This is a genomic window from Thermosynechococcus sp. JY1331, assembly GCF_031583475.1.
GTDB lineage: Bacteria > Cyanobacteriota > Cyanobacteriia > Thermosynechococcales > Thermosynechococcaceae > Thermosynechococcus.
This window is the reverse complement of the sequence record NZ_CP134180.1, coordinates 2,334,987-2,349,483: the sequence shown is the minus strand read 5'-3', so window position 1 is coordinate 2,349,483 and position 14,497 is coordinate 2,334,987. Positions and strand designations below refer to the sequence as shown.

Here is a 14,497-nt window from a genome sequence, read left to right as displayed (position 1 = left end):
TGATCCATTGCTAGCCCTCTCACGAGTCTCCCTATGACGAATCCCCAAAGTCCTCCGCCGCCACCGCCACGTGTTCCCAATTCACCCCCGATGCCACCGCCCCGGCCGCCAATGGGGGCGGGTGTTCCGCCGCTGCCTCCCCAACCGGGAATGGCGCCTCCCCGTCCTGCTGCCCCCCCACCGCCTCCCCAAGGGATGCCCCCACAGCCCGGCATGCCGCCTCGACCCATGCCACCACAACCGGGGATGCCGCCACGACCAATGCCGCCGCAGCCGGGAATGCCCCAACAGGGGGTACCGACCCAACCGATACCCACACCAGCCGCGCGGATCTCTGGCCCCACGATGGAACAACTGGTGCGGGAGGCTTTTGAGCACGGCTATTCCGATATTCATGTTGGGGTTGGCGAAGCGCCGCGCTTTCGCGATCGCGGACGTTTAGAAATTACCAACTATCCCGTTACTGATGAGGAAACCTTTAACTACTGGCTGAATGAACTGCTGACCCCCCAACAAATTGAGCAGTTTCGCACCCACCTTGAATACGATGGTGCCTATCAGTACGAAGGGCTATGCCGGGTGCGGATCAACATCTTTGTCGCCCTCAAAGGCCCCGCCATGGTGCTGCGCTTGATTCCGGTGAAGATTCTGACCCTAGAGCAATTGAATTTGCCGCCGGTCTTCAAGGATCTCTGCCACTACCACAAGGGTCTGATTCTGGTGACAGGGCCAACGGGTTCCGGGAAATCCACCACCCTTGCGGCAATGGTGGACTATATCAATACCGAAATGCCGAAGCACATTATCTCCATTGAAGACCCGATTGAGTTTGTGCACCAAAGTCGCCGTGCCCTGATCCGCCAGCGGGAGGTGGGTATCCATACACTGAAGTTTGACAATGCTCTGAAGGCGTCGTTGCGGGAAGACCCCGATATTATTCTGATTGGGGAGATGCGCGATCGCGAGACAGTGAATACAGCCCTAAAAGCAGCGCAAACGGGTCACTTGGTCTTTGGTACGTTGCACACCAACAGTGCCGTGAAAACGATTGAGCGGATCCTCAACCTCTACAACCCCGATGAACAGGGACCGATGCGGATGCAGGTGGCGGAGTCGCTGGTGGCAGTCATTGCCCAAGCCCTTGTGCGTACGACGGATGGTAAGCGGGCAGCGATTCACGAGATCATGATCAACACCGATGCCATCAAGGACTACATTTTGCGGGGTGAAGTGGAAGAAATTGAGGCGATTATTCCGCAGTGTCGGTATGACGGCATGTGCACGATGAACCAATGCCTCTACGAACTCTATGAGGCGGGGCGCATTGATGAGGAAACCGCCATCGAAAACTCCCCCAAACCCAACGAAATGGCGCAAATTCTACGGGGTCGTGTCTAGGGCAATGGTTGGCCTCAAGCCTGTCTTATACAAGGGGTTGGCCCTCTTTACACCGGGGGAGGATGTGGTCTTTTGCCGTGACCCATCAAAACAGGGGCATTGGCATCAGTCGCTCTGTCAAGCCCTGCAACAACTGTTGGATTTGGAGGAGCCGCCCCTTTTTCTATCCCCCTGCTACACAGCGGCGGTAGATTACTGGTTTGATGAGGAGCAGCAATGCCTGCGAGTGGCGGCGGAGGTCTATCCCTTGGCATGGCCCCATCGTCCCCTATTGAATGCCCTCTTTGCCCCTGTTCATCAGCCCACATTGCCGTGGCAGTTGGTACAGGATCCGCAGCATCCCTGCGATGTCCAAGCCCTAGAGGCCTACCGCAGCAGCTTTCCCCAACTGTGGGAGCATCACCAACTGATCTATGATTTGCAGGAAGCCACCCCCCTGAGCAGTTTTGCACCGCGTCCTTCGGAACCCGATCGCTATGTCTTTCGCCTCTATATGCGTGGAGAAACCTATGCTGCTGAGGTTGCCCTCAAAAACCTCCATGATTTGCTGAGTCGTTTCCTCAAGGTGCCCTATACGCTCAAAGTGGTGGATGTCACCAAGCAACCCGATCTGGCGGAGGAGGATCAAGTCCAAGCCACGCCAACATTGGTGCGGGTCTATCCCCAGCCGGTGCGCCGCCTTGTGGGACACTTGGATAATCGCGATCGCCTGCAACGTTTGTTAAGCCCTTAGACCGATGACGAATTCTGCTAAAGATCTGCTCGCGGCTGCTGCTGTGGAGCGAATGGCGGGAACTCGTGATGCCTATGTGCCCTATCTGCGCCAAGTCTTTGCCGATGTGGTGGGGGCGGATGACACAGTCAGTGAAACCCGTGGGGGTCAAAGAGCAGCTCAGGAGCGTTTGGCCAAGATACAGCCTCTACGGTATGGCAAAAGTCGCAACTTTTTGGTGGGGGCGGTGACAGGACTTTCGGCCTATTTGCGCCATGGGGTGATCAGTTTGGCGGCGGTGCGCGATCGCCTGCGGGAAGTGGTGTCTCACCCCCATCAAGCGGAAGCCTTACTGCAACAACTGGCGTGGCGAGACTATTGGCAGCGCCTCTATGCCCGTTGGGGCGATCGCCTGTGGCAGGACATTGAACCCTATAAAACGGGTTGGCAAGCAACCGATTATCAAACCGACTTACCTCCTGCACTCATCGCAGCAGAAACAGGGCTGACCTGTATGGATGCCTTTAGTGCCGACCTACAACGAACGGGCTACTTGCATAACCATGCGCGGTTATGGTTGGCAGCCTATGTGGTGCATTGGTGTCGGGTGCGCTGGCAGGCGGGAGCCGCTTGGTTTTTGCAGCATCTCCTCGATGGCGATCCGGCAAGTAATAACCTCTCGTGGCAGTGGGTGGCCAGTACCTTTAGCCACAAGCCCTACTTTTTTAACCGTCAAAACCTCGAACGCTATAGCGATGGCAAATACTGTCGCCAGTGTGCGATGGGCGATCGCTGTCCCTTTGATGCCACCTACGAGGAATTGGCAGCCCGCCTTTTCCCCCACAAGGAATAGGGTTATTGGGGAGTCGGCTTCACGGTTTTGCGCAGAATCAAACAGTTACCCGTATTGCCCACGCGCTGATAGTCCAATTCATCCATGATGGTTGCCAAGAGGCGTAGGCCGCGTCCCCCTTCGGCATCGAGGGCAATTTGGCTGGGGAGTGTTGCCAGTTTGGCCATCAAATCAAAGGGATCCCCTTGATCCCAAATGCGCAATTCAATCACAGTATCTGCAAGGGAGAGATCAATGCGAATGGGGGTATCGCTGGCGCGATCGCGATGGGCATGGCGCACAGCATTGGTAAACCCCTCGGCAAGGGCGAGTTCCAATTTCAACCACTCTTCGATGGGCAGCGTCGTGGGGCGATATTGATTGAACCATGCCAAGAGAGCCTCCAGTTGGGTCAGGTCACTGGTCAGGGTTAGGGAAACCGTGGTGAAGGGAGGCGTCATAGGCTGAGTTGTCCTTGCTGGGGTGGAATCAGTTGCAGAGCTTTAGGATCGGATACCAAGAGGTCAAAAACAGCTCCGCAGCTCGCCCTGCCCACTGAATGTAAAGGATGCAAATGGAGCCATGACGAATAGACGTTTCGCCGCTGGAGGGCTGCTGAGATGGGCTGCAGGAGAAAGAGGGTTCAATGGGGCAACGCAGATGGGACATGAAGCAGCCAAATGCAGGAGGACTGATTACATTTTCCTCGTTTTGTTGCCCAATAGGGTGCACCAGAGCGATCGCCAGTTGGGAGGCTGGCACACCCCCTGGGGAAAGAACCGTGTGCCGAGGATAATCAGCAACCCATAGAGCATCAGACGCCCATCGCGGAAAAAAGTGGCCACTGCCACTGGCAAATAGGGTTGATCGGCGAGTCCCCGCAGGAGTTCGGGCAGAGCCGTAAAGAGCATACCGCCAGCGATCGCCCCCACAAACGTGCGATTGCCCCCCACCAGCACTGCTGTCAGTGCCAACACCCCCGTATCAAACGTGCCCTGCCGCGGATTCCAAGTATTCAAAAGATGGGCCGCCAAAACTCCCGCCACCCCCGCTAGAATTGCCCCGAATACAAAACCCAAAACCTTGTAGCGAGTGGTATCAATACCGAGGGTCTGTGCCACCAATTCATCGGCACGAATGGCCTGCATCGCCTTGCCCGCACGGGTCTGTTCCAAGCGACCGATGGCGATCGCCACCATGATCAGCAAGGGCAGCGTCAGCCACAAATAGCCCAAGGGTGTACTAAAGGGTTGGGGAATGCCAAAGATGCCGATCGCCCCCCCGGTCACCTCCAGATTGAGTGCCAACACCCGCAGCACCTCAGAGAAAGCAATCGTGGCAATGGCAAAATAAATGCCCCGTAACCGCAGCACCGGCACCCCCAAGCCCCAGCCCACCACACCACAGACCACAGCCGCCAACACCATTTCCCCCAGCACCAAGGGCACGGGATAGGGGTTCAGGTCAGGAAAAAGACGGGTTGAGACCAAGGCAGCAATATAGCCACCCATGGCATAAAACGCTGGACTCGCAAGGGAGAGTTGGCCACTCATCAGGGGCAAATAGAGTGACAAGGCCAGCATCGCCCCCAAGGTCATTGAAACCAGTAGGAAGTCGTACGTGCCGAGCCAACCCGCCATAATTACTGCTAAGCATCCATTGCACAGGCCGGCACGCTGGCCGCAGCAAGCTGCTGCAACTCCGCAATAATGGCTGCTTCGAGGGCGTTATCCCCAAGGCGAATCGTCAGACGCGACAGCCGCAGGGAGGCCGTAATCCGACCGCTAGGGAAATCGAGCCACACCAACTGTTGAAATTGGCGACAGCGACCACCATGGCGCTGGGCAAGGGTAGTGAGTTCCTCGTTGGTGGGCGATCGCCCCAGATCCACATCAACCACCCATGTACCGCCACATTCCCGCCGTTTAGAGAGTTGAATTGGCATTCTCAGAACTTAACTTATAGGCGTTGAGCATAAAATTCACACCAGGGATCACCCTTTTCCCGCGCCTTCACCTCTGCCCCTTGAAACACACCGCCCCGTTGAAAGAGACGATTGTAAAACGCCTCATCTAAGACAGGCTTCTGTTGAATGCGCCCGTTATAGACAATGTTCATCATTGCCGGTACCGCCCCTTGGGCAAAATAACAGGCCGGTTGCAGGGTATGGGGATAGGAAGCCAAGAAGTAGTTGGTTTCGTAGTTGCCATCAATGGCCACCCGACAGGATTCATTCCCGACCACCTCTAGGGCTTGCCAACGCCCCCATCCCAAACTACTGGCAACGGCATACCCCCCGTGAATCCAATCGGTATCGGTTTTTAACATCGGGCCAACGACCGTTTCCCACTCCAAAGACTCCATGATATTGCCAAAGGTGTAAAAGACACAAACATGGCCTGATTCACGGATCAAGGCCTGCCCCACCTCTAAAAGCTGCGGATCCACCTTTTGCAACTCATCAAGGAAACGGTACTGAATGCGGTTGTAGTAGTTGGCGGGCATGCGCGTTAACAAGACATTAAACGCTCGGATTTGACCATTCGCATCCCCTTCCAGGGGCAGTCCCCAGAGGGCTTCGTTCACCGCATCGTAGTCCACACTGGTTTCTGGCTGCGGCAGGGGCGCTGGTTGATCAATGAGCTTGCCCATTTGCGGACTCGGTGTTAGGGAGCGGCGCACCGGTGCTTTGGTCACATGGATCATGCAGTGATCCTGCCGCGTCACTACCATACAACTGGTTTCTTCAGCCACATAGGTACCCAACGCCGCAAAGGTGGCATCTAGGGCTGCGGCCACATAACCCACCGCCAAGTGATCAATGGGTTTCGTGCGGCTCACCTGCTCACCGTATTTTCCAAGCCAGCCCTCTGCATAGTGGGAGTGGGTTAATTCCACCTCACCCCCCTCTTCTGTCACCTCAAAGTTGAGGCGGCCAAAGCCCAAAAAGCTAAAAATCTGGGCGGCGGTGGCAAGGCGTTCCGCTGGCGTTTGCACTCCCAACGTATTAAAGGCATTGGCGAGCAAGCTATAGAAAATCTCTTGGGCTGAGGTCTGTAGGATACTGACGCCATCAATCCAGTCGGGGTCTTCAATGGTTTGCTGGAGAAATAGGTTGTAGTGGTGGCAGTGGAAAATCACTGGTTCGTCAAAAAAAGCCACCAGCTTGCGGGGGCGATCGATACGGAGATGCTCAAACATAGGGCCAATCTTTTGTTAAATGGTGAAGGGTGAGTCAAATCAACCTAGGGAAGGGCAACCGGCAGGCGTTCCACACCCAAGATATCGGCCACGCCCTTGTAGAGAATGCGCACTTCCCGTTCATCCAACTGGCCTTTTTCCAATCGCTCGCGGTGCAAGCCCGTTTTCAACGACAGCCGCAGCGCCACAAAGTTGGGATCCGGCGCATAGCGACGGGCATAGCTAAGCAGCAGTTGAGCGACGGAGGTGGTGTTGTCTTGGACAGGCGGCAACAGGGGCTTGCCATCCGCCAAGATCGCCTTGATCCGCTCAAAGACCAGCTTCAGGTTCGTGCTACCCTTGGTGAGAAAGAGGACAAAGTAGGGAGTTTTGCTAAAGGCTTTGATGACCAATCGCACCTCTGCCGAACCCGCTAGCAGATAGTCTGCCTCTGAGGCCGGATCCACCACTTGGCACACGCGATTGTTGGCTCGCAGCAGATCGCTGGCATAGGCACCCAAAGAACTCAAGGACTCATTTTCAAGGCTATTGCCACTGTAGTTAATTTCGGCAATGGTTGCTCCATCCGTCGTGCGGCCAATTAACACAGCTAACACGCCCGGGACTCCGGCAATATGTTGCTCTAAAACACTCTTGAGTGTACGCACCAGCATTGCGAATTTCCCAATCAAGATTAAGCTTTGACTAACTCTACTTTATAGAGGTAATCAATTGTTGCGCATCCGTAGAATTTCTGATATTCTAGACTTTTATTAAAAATTAACAATTGTATCCAAAAATACTTTTTACACTATTTTGCAGCGGGTCTGCAGCGGATCCCTTGCCTATGGCGCCGATCAAAGAACTGCCTATCCCCGATTTTTTTGATGCCACTAAGGTTGCTCAAGTGTGGCGCGTTCCCTACCAAGAGCGAGCAGTGCAGGCGCGGCAATGGGCACAGCAGTATCAAATTCCCCCTGCCGCTGAGGATCGGCAGCGTACGATCCTTTTGCTCATTGATGTGCAAAACACCTTTTGCCTACCCGACTTTGAGCTATTTGTCCAAGGGGCGGTTGCGGATAATCAACGCCTCTGCCGCTTTATCTACACCCACCTTGCCCACATTAGCGAGATTATTGTTACCCTCGATACCCATACCGCCAGTCAAATTTTTCATCCCCTCTTTTGGCGAGATGCTACCGGGGAACCGCCGCCACCTCTAACCACGATTACCGTTGACGATGTTGAGCGGGGGCGATGGCAACCCAATCCCCATCTGCTAACCTCCCTCGGCATGACTGATCAAGAGAGTTTGCAGGCCTATGCCCGGCACTACGTTGCCCAGTTAGCCGCCAAAGGCAAATTTCCGTTGACGATTTGGCCTTACCACTCGATGCTGGGGGGGATTGGCCATGCCCTTGTGTCTGCTGTGGAGGAGGCCTGTTTCTTTCATACTGTGGCGCGACAGCAGCAAACCCGCATCGAACTCAAGGGGAGCCACCCCCTGACGGAGAATTATTCGGTGTTGCGTCCAGAGGTGAGCCATGACCTCCAAGGGCGTCCTTTAGTGGCGGTGAATAGCGCTTTGATTGAGCATCTGCTGGCGGGCGATCGCCTGATCATTGCCGGTCAAGCCAAAAGTCACTGTGTTGCTTGGACGGTGGCCGACCTGCTCAGTGAAATTCAGCAGCGCGATCCCCAACTAGCGCAACGCGTCTATCTCCTTGAGGATTGTATGTCCCCTGTGGTGGTGCCGGGGGTCGTGGACTTCAGCGAAACTGCCAATGCAACCTTTGCCCAGTTTGCTGCTGCCGGCATGCACCGCATCAGTACTAGCAGTGCTTCCCTGAATCTTTAGTTGATCTAAAGACTTACCACTTCTGAAAAGAGACAGTTTAGGATCGGGGCTAGATGCATCCTCACTAGGGAGGGGCTATGACTGATTTTGCAGCTCACGAACAAGCCCTCGATCGCGATTGTTTGACCCTATCTCGCCACGTTCTCCAGCAACTCCAAAGCTTTGACGCCGCTGCCCAAGACCTGAGTGCCCTGATGAATCGCATTGCCCTTGCTGGCAAACTGATTGCTCGCCGTTTGAGTCGAGCGGGTCTCATGGAGGGGGTGTTGGGCTTTACAGGGGCAGTGAACATCCAAGGGGAAGACGTCAAAAAAATGGATGTCTATGCCAATGAAGTCTTTATTGCGGCCTTCAAGCAAAGTGGCTTGGTGTGTCGCCTTGCTTCTGAGGAAATGGAAAAGCCCTACTACATTCCCGAAAACTGCCCCATTGGCCGCTACACGCTGCTTTACGATCCCCTCGATGGTTCCTCCAATGTGGACATTAACCTCAATGTAGGCTCCATTTTTGCGATTCGCCAGCAGGAGGGCACTGATCTAGACGGCACCGCTGCTGATCTTCTACAAGATGGCCACAAGCAAATTGCCGCGGGCTACATTCTCTATGGCCCTAGTACGATGCTGGTCTATTCCCTAGGCAGGGGCACCCATGTTTTTGTCCTTGACCCTAGCCTCGGCGAGTTTATTCTAGCGATCGAGAACCTGCAAATTCCCGCTAGTGGCTCCATCTACAGTGTCAACGAAGGCAACTTCTGGGCATGGGAAGAATCCATTCGTAACTATGTCCGCCATGTCCATCGCCAGCCCGGCTACAGTGCCCGCTACAGTGGTGCCCTTGTCGGCGATATTCACCGCATCCTCATGCAGGGGGGGGTCTTTCTCTATCCGGGCACCCAGAAAAATCCCGCGGGGAAGTTGCGTCTACTCTACGAAGCGGCACCGATCGCCTTCCTCGTGGAACAGGCCGGTGGCAAAGCCAGTACCGGCACCCAACCCCTCCTCGATGTCGTGCCTGATCATCTGCACATGCGCACACCACTCATTATTGGCAGCCCTGAGAACGTTGCCCTTGTGGAATCCTTTATTCAGCCTACCCCTGCCAACGCAACTGTGACACAGGTGTAACCCATGGTAACCCTATTTGAAAATCCCCTGCGGGTCGGATTACGCCAAGAGCGCACCCCAGAACCACTGATTCTAGTGATCTTTGGTGCCAGTGGAGATCTCACCCAGCGCAAGCTCATTCCCTCCATTTATCAACTGAAACTGGAACGCCGTCTGCCCCCAGAACTTACGATTGTTGGTGTGGCGCGTCGCGACTGGAGTGATGACTATTTTCGCGAGCACCTGCGCCAAGGGGTCGAGGAATTTGGCGGCGGCATTCAGGCGGAACCCCTGTGGCAGGAATTTGCCCAAGGCCTGTTTTACTGCTCTGGCAATATGGATGATCCCGCCGCCTACACCAAGCTGAAAACCCTCTTGGCCGAGCTGGATGAAAAGTGCCAAACTCGCGGCAATCGCGTCTTTTACCTTGCGGTCGCACCGAACTATTTTGTTGAAGCGATTCAACAACTAGGGGCAGCCGGTCTATTGAGTGATCCCCAAAAGCATCGCCTCGTCATTGAAAAGCCCTTTGGCCGCGATCTCACCTCTGCCCAAGCCCTCAATGAAGTGGTGCAGTCGGTGTGCAAAGAGGAGCAGGTTTACCGTATTGACCACTACCTCGGCAAAGAAACCGTTCAAAACCTGATGGTGTTTCGCTTTGCTAATGCTATTTTTGAACCCCTCTGGAACCGCCAGTACGTAGATCATGTGCAGATTACCGTTGCCGAAACCGTGGGGGTTGAAGACCGCGCGGGCTACTATGAAACTTCGGGTGCTCTGCGGGACATGGTGCAAAACCACATTCTTCAGTTATTGGCCTTGACCGCCATGGAACCCCCCAATGCCCTTGATGCCGATAGTCTGCGCAACGAAAAGGTGAAGGTGCTCCAAGCCACCCGTTTAGCAGATTTGGATAATCTCGATGCCTGTGCTGTCCGCGGCCAATACCGAGCCGGCTGGATGAAGGGCAAACCTGTGGTGGGTTACCGCGAAGAACCGGGGGTGAGTCCCACCTCCACCACGCCCACCTATGTGGCACTCAAACTGGTGATTGATAACTGGCGCTGGCAGGGGGTGCCCTTTTATTTGCGCACGGGTAAACGCTTGGCAAAAAAAGTGACGGAAATCTCGATTCAGTTTCGCGATGTGCCCCTGCTGATTTTCCAGTCGGCCGCCCGCCAAACCAACCCCAATATTCTAACAATGCGTATCCAGCCGAATGAGGGGATTGCCCTGCGCTTTGAGGCAAAGATGCCCGGTGCAGATCTGCGCACGCGCACGGTGGAAATGGACTTTAGCTACGGCTCTTCCTTTGGAATGGCAACGGCGGATGCCTATGCGCGGCTCTTGCTGGACTGCATGCTCGGGGATCAAACCCTGTTTACCCGGGCGGATGAGGTGGAAGCGGCTTGGCGGGTGGTGATGCCGGTGCTCAGTGCTTGGGATGCCCCTACGGATCCGGACACGATTCCCACCTATGAAGCGGGGACATGGGATCCCGATGCCGCAGAAGCGATGATTAATGCCGATGGTCGGCGGTGGCGGCGACTGTGATCTTTATCCATCATGGGAAGAGATGGGAATCAAGGCCGAACTTCATTCACAGATAGGTAGCTAGGTATGGCAACTGAATCAACTCCCCTCGTAGCGCTCCAAGATCCCGTGGATGTCTCGTTGGATGATATTGAGCAAAGTTTGCGGCAAATTTGGCTCAGCCATGGCGGGGATGGTACGGCGCCAGCAGCAGTGCGGGCAACCACCTTTACCCTAGTTGTCTATGAGGCGGATGATACCCAACAATTGCTAGCGGCCTTGGGCTACTACACAGGCCCCATTGATGGTATCCTTGGCCCCCGCATGCAGTCGGCGATTCGTGCTGCTGAAAAGAATCACAACTTGCCCTTGACAGGTCGAGTCACGCCCCAACTGCGGCAGGCCTTGCAGGCAGAATATGCTCAGGGAACCTCTCGGAGCGATCGCTATGCCGTGGATATGCGCGGTAGTGGCATTGCTGACGCGATCGCCAGCCAAAATCCCTGTCGGGTGATTGCCCTGTGTCCTACCCTTGGCGAAGATACGGGAATTACTGCTCAGGTGGCGGCCTACTGCCCGATCAACAAAAAGATGCGCAGTTCCCTCGTTTGCTGTGAATACATTACCCTCAAGGGCACCCATAGCGCCTTCCAGCGGGTGGAACCCCTGTTGCAGTCTTTAATCATTCGCGAACTCCCCCGCTTTTTGTGGTGGAAGGGGGACTTGTTCAATAACTTTGAGTTGTTTCAAACCCTTGCGCCCCAATTTAGCCGCGTGATTGTGGATTCCAGTGAATTTCTCGATCCGCTGCGGGGCTTGCGGGCGATCGCGCCTTTGCTGGAGCAGAACCTTCCCCTCGCAGATTTGAACTGGCGCCGTCTGGGGGCATGGCAAGAACTGGCCGCCGAAGCCTTTGATCCCCCCGAACGCCGTTTGGCCATTCAGGAAATTGATCAGGTGGTCATTGACTACGAAAAGGGCAATCCCGCCCAAGCTTTAATGTACCTTGGCTGGTTAGCTTCCCGGCTTCAGTGGCAGCCGCGCCAGATCCGCCACGAGTGCGGTGACTATGATGTCTATCACGTGGAACTGGTGGCCTCCGATCAACGGTTGATTAAGGCAGAATTAGCAGGCATTCCCACGGGTGATGCTGGCCTCGTGCTGGGGGATTTAATTGACCTCAAACTCACCTCCTCCAATCTCCAAGCCGATTGCTGTACAATCATTTGCTCAGAAACCCGTGGCTGTATGCGCATGGAGGCCGGGGGCAGTGCTCAAATGTGCCGTACTTATCATGTGTCTCCCCTGAGTGATCTCACGGCTGAGATCCTCTTGAGTCAGGAACTTCAGCGCTGGGGACAAGACTTCCTCTACAGTGAGAGTTTTGCCGTTGTGGCTCAGATGCTAGCCTTGATGCCCTAGCATGAGATCCCATGACCGAAGATTTTCGCCTTGTCATTGACCTCAGTGTGGTACTGGGGGCAGCGGCAGTGGGGGGTGTGTTGGCGGCTTTGCTGCGACAACCGATCCTGCTGGGCTACCTGTTGGCCGGTATGTTGGTCGGGCCAACGGGCTTGGGACTCCTCAAGGAAGTACCTCAAGTGGAAGGTTTGGCACAACTGGGGGTGGCCTTTTTGCTCTTTGCCCTGGGGGTGAGCTTCTCCCTCGGTGAAATTCGCAAAGTTCAAGGGGTTAGCTTGGGGGGCAGTGCCCTGCAAATTTTCCTGACCATTGCAGTTACAATGCTCATTTCCGTTGGAGTTGGCTGGGTAAGTTCCCCCAATCAGGGGATTTTCCTCGGTGCTGTCCTCTCCCTCTCTTCAACAGCAGTGGTGCTGCGCAGCCTCATGGATCGCAATGAGCTGGAGTCGATCCAAGGGCAAATTATGCTGGGCATCTTGGTGGTGCAGGATCTGGCGGTGGGCTTGATGATTGCCGTCTTACCCGCCCTGAACAAACCCCCAGAGGAGTTGGGACTTGCCCTCGGCCAAGCAGTCTTGACCATTGCTTTGATTGCCGTGGGGGCGATCGCCGCTGGGATGTGGTTGCTGCCGCCTCTGCTACGGCTACTGGCCAAAACAGAAAGTCGTGAGCTTTTCCTTTTAGGCGTCGTTGCCCTCTGTTTGGGAATTGCCCTGCTGACCCAGTATTTGGGGCTTTCGATTGAGATTGGTGCCTTTATTGCCGGTCTGATGATCTCCGAGGTGGAGTATGCCGATCAAACTCTCGATTACGTGGAATCGATCCGCGATGTCTTTACCACGCTCTTCTTCGCTTCCATTGGTATGCTCATTGATCCAGTGTTTCTCTGGCAGCACTTGGATCGCATTATTGAACTGGTCAGCCTAGTGATTCTGGGTAAATTCCTGATCACCACCCCCATAGTCAAGCTCTTTGGCTATTCGTGGAAAACGTCATTACTGGCGGGGATTGGGCTGGCTCAGATTGGGGAATTTTCCTTTGTGCTGCTGACGGCAGGGCGGGGCTTGGGATTGGTGTCCCAACAAGTTTATCTGCTCACCCTCGGCACGACAGCAGTGACGTTGCTGGTGACGCCCTTTTTGTTAAAGCTGGTGCCTGTACTGTTGGAACTGCCCCTACTGCGCCGCATCCTCAAGGAAGATGAAATCCTCGACATGGATTTAACGGGGTTGCCGCAGCGGAACCATGTGATTGTCTGTGGCTATGGTCGCGTCGGCAAGAGTGTGGTGAAACTCCTCCAAAAACAAAATTATCCCGTGTTGGTCATTGAGCAAAGTGAAACGGTGATTAACGAAGTGCGCGCTGCCCAACTGCCCTACATTTACGGCAATGCTGCTAGTACCACCATTCTGGCCAAAGCAGGCGTCGATCAAGCCCTTGGTATGGCGATCGCCCTCTCGGAGAGTATGAGTACCCGCCTCTGTCTCAAGCGTGCCCTAGAGTTTGCCCCGGAACTGGATGTCATTGTGCGCGCCAATAGCGATCGCGACATTGAGTTGCTTTATCAACTGGGGGCACGGGAGGTGGTGCAGCCCGAGTTTGAAGCCAGTCTGGAGTTGGCCGCTCATCTATTCTTTACGCTAGGCATGGGTGAACGCCACATTCAGCAGCAGGTACAACAGGTGCGCGACAGCCACTACGCCAATTTGCGCGGCGATACTCCCCCTGAGAGAACCGCCCGTCTCCTGCGGCAAGCGGCTCAGGATATGAATAGTCGCTGGCTGACCGTCCCTGAGGATTCCCCCATTCGGGGCATGAGTCTTGCGGAAATTCAACTGCGCCAGTTGACGGGGGTGACTCTGTTGGCCATTGTCCGTGCCGATGGTACTGAGGTGGATTATCCCAGTGGTGAAACCTGTCTGCAGGGGGGCGATCGCCTCCTGATTGTTGGTCAGCCAGCAGAGTTTGCAGCTTGTGAAGCCCTGATCAATGGCCGTGTCAGTGTGCCCCAAGGAGAAACCTTGTTTCTTTGGATCATGTTGCCCAAAGAGATTGGCGAACAACATCGCACCATTGCCGATCTGCATCTGCCTGAGACCGTCACCATCCGTGCCCTGCGGCGAGAGGGAACGCTGCTCTTGGAACCCAAGGAGGACTGTCCCCTAATGGCGGGCGATCGCCTCCTCCTCACTGGCTCTATGGCTGCCCTACAGCGCATTGGCGATCAACTGCAAGCGAGATCCACTCCACTGCCACCGTGAGCACGCAGCAGCCAGCACTGTAGAGATACTAATGATCCTTGACTATAGACTATAGCTAGAAAACTCACCCCGACGTGCCCCAAATGATCTTCTGTTCAGCCGCAATCTCACTGCTGGGAGCATAGATCCGACTCTTGGATCATTTTCAGACCCAACAGCACCGCCAATGTCATTTGCCCAAACTTAATAAACTCTATT

13 protein-coding genes are annotated in these 14,497 nt (G+C 55.1%); 8 read left to right on the top strand and 5 right to left on the bottom strand.

Features of this window, described 5'->3' with window-relative positions; genetic code table 11:
- Nucleotides 1-33: 33 nt before the first annotated feature.
- The 3 genes from RHJ31_RS11510 to RHJ31_RS11500 are packed head-to-tail and all read left to right on the top strand — an operon-like array spanning nt 34 to nt 2,963.
- A complete protein-coding gene (locus tag RHJ31_RS11510; RefSeq protein WP_206201234.1) occupies nt 34-1,398 on the top strand; it encodes a type IV pilus twitching motility protein PilT in 1,365 nt (454 codons plus the stop codon).
- 4 nt (nt 1,399-1,402) lie between these two features.
- Entirely contained in the window at nt 1,403-2,131 is a 729-nt protein-coding gene (locus RHJ31_RS11505) for a circadian clock KaiB family protein (RefSeq protein ID WP_206201235.1), read from the top strand.
- Nucleotides 2,132-2,135: 4 nt separating this feature from the next.
- The gene (locus RHJ31_RS11500; RefSeq protein ID WP_302676682.1) at nt 2,136-2,963 is read left to right on the top strand and encodes an FAD-binding domain-containing protein; all 828 of its coding nucleotides are present in this window, start codon (nt 2,136-2,138) and stop codon (nt 2,961-2,963) included.
- 2 nt (nt 2,964-2,965) lie between these two features.
- On the opposite strand, the gene RHJ31_RS11495 is transcribed toward RHJ31_RS11500, so the two are convergent.
- From RHJ31_RS11495 to RHJ31_RS11475, 5 genes are all read right to left on the bottom strand, one after another.
- On the bottom strand, nt 2,966-3,403 hold the full coding sequence (locus tag RHJ31_RS11495; RefSeq protein ID WP_149817272.1) for an ATP-binding protein: 438 nt from the start codon (nt 3,401-3,403) through the stop codon (nt 2,966-2,968).
- Between the two features lie 234 nt (nt 3,404-3,637).
- Nucleotides 3,638-4,582, bottom strand: coding sequence for a branched-chain amino acid ABC transporter permease (locus RHJ31_RS11490; RefSeq protein WP_302676681.1), 945 nt, complete (start codon nt 4,580-4,582; stop codon nt 3,638-3,640).
- Between the two features lie 8 nt (nt 4,583-4,590).
- The gene (locus tag RHJ31_RS11485; RefSeq protein WP_206201238.1) at nt 4,591-4,887 is read right to left on the bottom strand and encodes a hypothetical protein; all 297 of its coding nucleotides are present in this window, start codon (nt 4,885-4,887) and stop codon (nt 4,591-4,593) included.
- Between the two features lie 14 nt (nt 4,888-4,901).
- Nucleotides 4,902-6,143 carry a hypothetical protein gene (locus RHJ31_RS11480; protein ID WP_302676680.1) on the bottom strand — a complete coding sequence of 414 codons (1,242 nt, stop codon included), beginning with the start codon at nt 6,141-6,143 and terminating at the stop codon, nt 4,902-4,904.
- A 44-nt stretch (nt 6,144-6,187) separates the two neighbouring features.
- Nucleotides 6,188-6,796, bottom strand: a complete 609-nt coding sequence (locus RHJ31_RS11475; protein WP_206201240.1) for a hypothetical protein — start codon at nt 6,794-6,796, stop codon at nt 6,188-6,190.
- Between the two features lie 173 nt (nt 6,797-6,969).
- Between RHJ31_RS11475 and RHJ31_RS11470 the strand changes: the two genes are divergently transcribed.
- The 5 genes from RHJ31_RS11470 to RHJ31_RS11450 all read left to right on the top strand — a co-directional run bounded on the left by RHJ31_RS11470 (nt 6,970) and on the right by RHJ31_RS11450 (nt 14,299).
- Nucleotides 6,970-7,980, top strand: a complete 1,011-nt coding sequence (locus tag RHJ31_RS11470) for an isochorismatase (RefSeq protein ID WP_302676679.1) — start codon at nt 6,970-6,972, stop codon at nt 7,978-7,980.
- Between the two features lie 77 nt (nt 7,981-8,057).
- Nucleotides 8,058-9,104 carry a class 1 fructose-bisphosphatase gene (fbp, locus tag RHJ31_RS11465; RefSeq protein WP_206201242.1) on the top strand — a complete coding sequence of 349 codons (1,047 nt, stop codon included), beginning with the start codon at nt 8,058-8,060 and terminating at the stop codon, nt 9,102-9,104.
- A gap of 3 nt (nt 9,105-9,107) precedes the next feature.
- A complete protein-coding gene (gene zwf / locus RHJ31_RS11460; RefSeq protein WP_302676678.1) occupies nt 9,108-10,637 on the top strand; it encodes a glucose-6-phosphate dehydrogenase in 1,530 nt (509 codons plus the stop codon).
- A 66-nt stretch (nt 10,638-10,703) separates the two neighbouring features.
- The gene (gene opcA, locus RHJ31_RS11455; protein ID WP_302676677.1) at nt 10,704-12,038 is read left to right on the top strand and encodes a glucose-6-phosphate dehydrogenase assembly protein OpcA; all 1,335 of its coding nucleotides are present in this window, start codon (nt 10,704-10,706) and stop codon (nt 12,036-12,038) included.
- Between the two features lie 11 nt (nt 12,039-12,049).
- On the top strand, nt 12,050-14,299 hold the full coding sequence (locus tag RHJ31_RS11450) for a cation:proton antiporter (RefSeq protein WP_302676676.1): 2,250 nt from the start codon (nt 12,050-12,052) through the stop codon (nt 14,297-14,299).
- Nucleotides 14,300-14,497: the final 198 nt, after the last annotated feature.

Bases quoted from the DNA above. Each gene is read 5' to 3' on its own strand.
- RHJ31_RS11505 (WP_206201235.1), top strand. From the start codon at position 1,403: ATGGTTGGCCTCAAGCCTGTCTTATACAAGGGGTTGGCCCTCTTTACA.
- RHJ31_RS11470 (WP_302676679.1), top strand. From the start codon at position 6,970: ATGGCGCCGATCAAAGAACTGCCTATCCCCGATTTTTTTGATGCCACT.
- RHJ31_RS11475 (WP_206201240.1), bottom strand. From the start codon at position 6,796: ATGCTGGTGCGTACACTCAAGAGTGTTTTAGAGCAACATATTGCCGGA.
- RHJ31_RS11495 (WP_149817272.1), bottom strand. From the start codon at position 3,403: ATGACGCCTCCCTTCACCACGGTTTCCCTAACCCTGACCAGTGACCTG.
- fbp (WP_206201242.1), top strand. From the start codon at position 8,058: ATGACTGATTTTGCAGCTCACGAACAAGCCCTCGATCGCGATTGTTTG.
- RHJ31_RS11485 (WP_206201238.1), bottom strand. From the start codon at position 4,887: ATGCCAATTCAACTCTCTAAACGGCGGGAATGTGGCGGTACATGGGTG.
- zwf (WP_302676678.1), top strand. From the start codon at position 9,108: ATGGTAACCCTATTTGAAAATCCCCTGCGGGTCGGATTACGCCAAGAG.
- RHJ31_RS11490 (WP_302676681.1), bottom strand. From the start codon at position 4,582: ATGGCGGGTTGGCTCGGCACGTACGACTTCCTACTGGTTTCAATGACC.
- RHJ31_RS11450 (WP_302676676.1), top strand. From the start codon at position 12,050: ATGACCGAAGATTTTCGCCTTGTCATTGACCTCAGTGTGGTACTGGGG.
- RHJ31_RS11480 (WP_302676680.1), bottom strand. From the start codon at position 6,143: ATGTTTGAGCATCTCCGTATCGATCGCCCCCGCAAGCTGGTGGCTTTT.
- RHJ31_RS11500 (WP_302676682.1), top strand. From the start codon at position 2,136: ATGACGAATTCTGCTAAAGATCTGCTCGCGGCTGCTGCTGTGGAGCGA.
- RHJ31_RS11510 (WP_206201234.1), top strand. From the start codon at position 34: ATGACGAATCCCCAAAGTCCTCCGCCGCCACCGCCACGTGTTCCCAAT.
- opcA (WP_302676677.1), top strand. From the start codon at position 10,704: ATGGCAACTGAATCAACTCCCCTCGTAGCGCTCCAAGATCCCGTGGAT.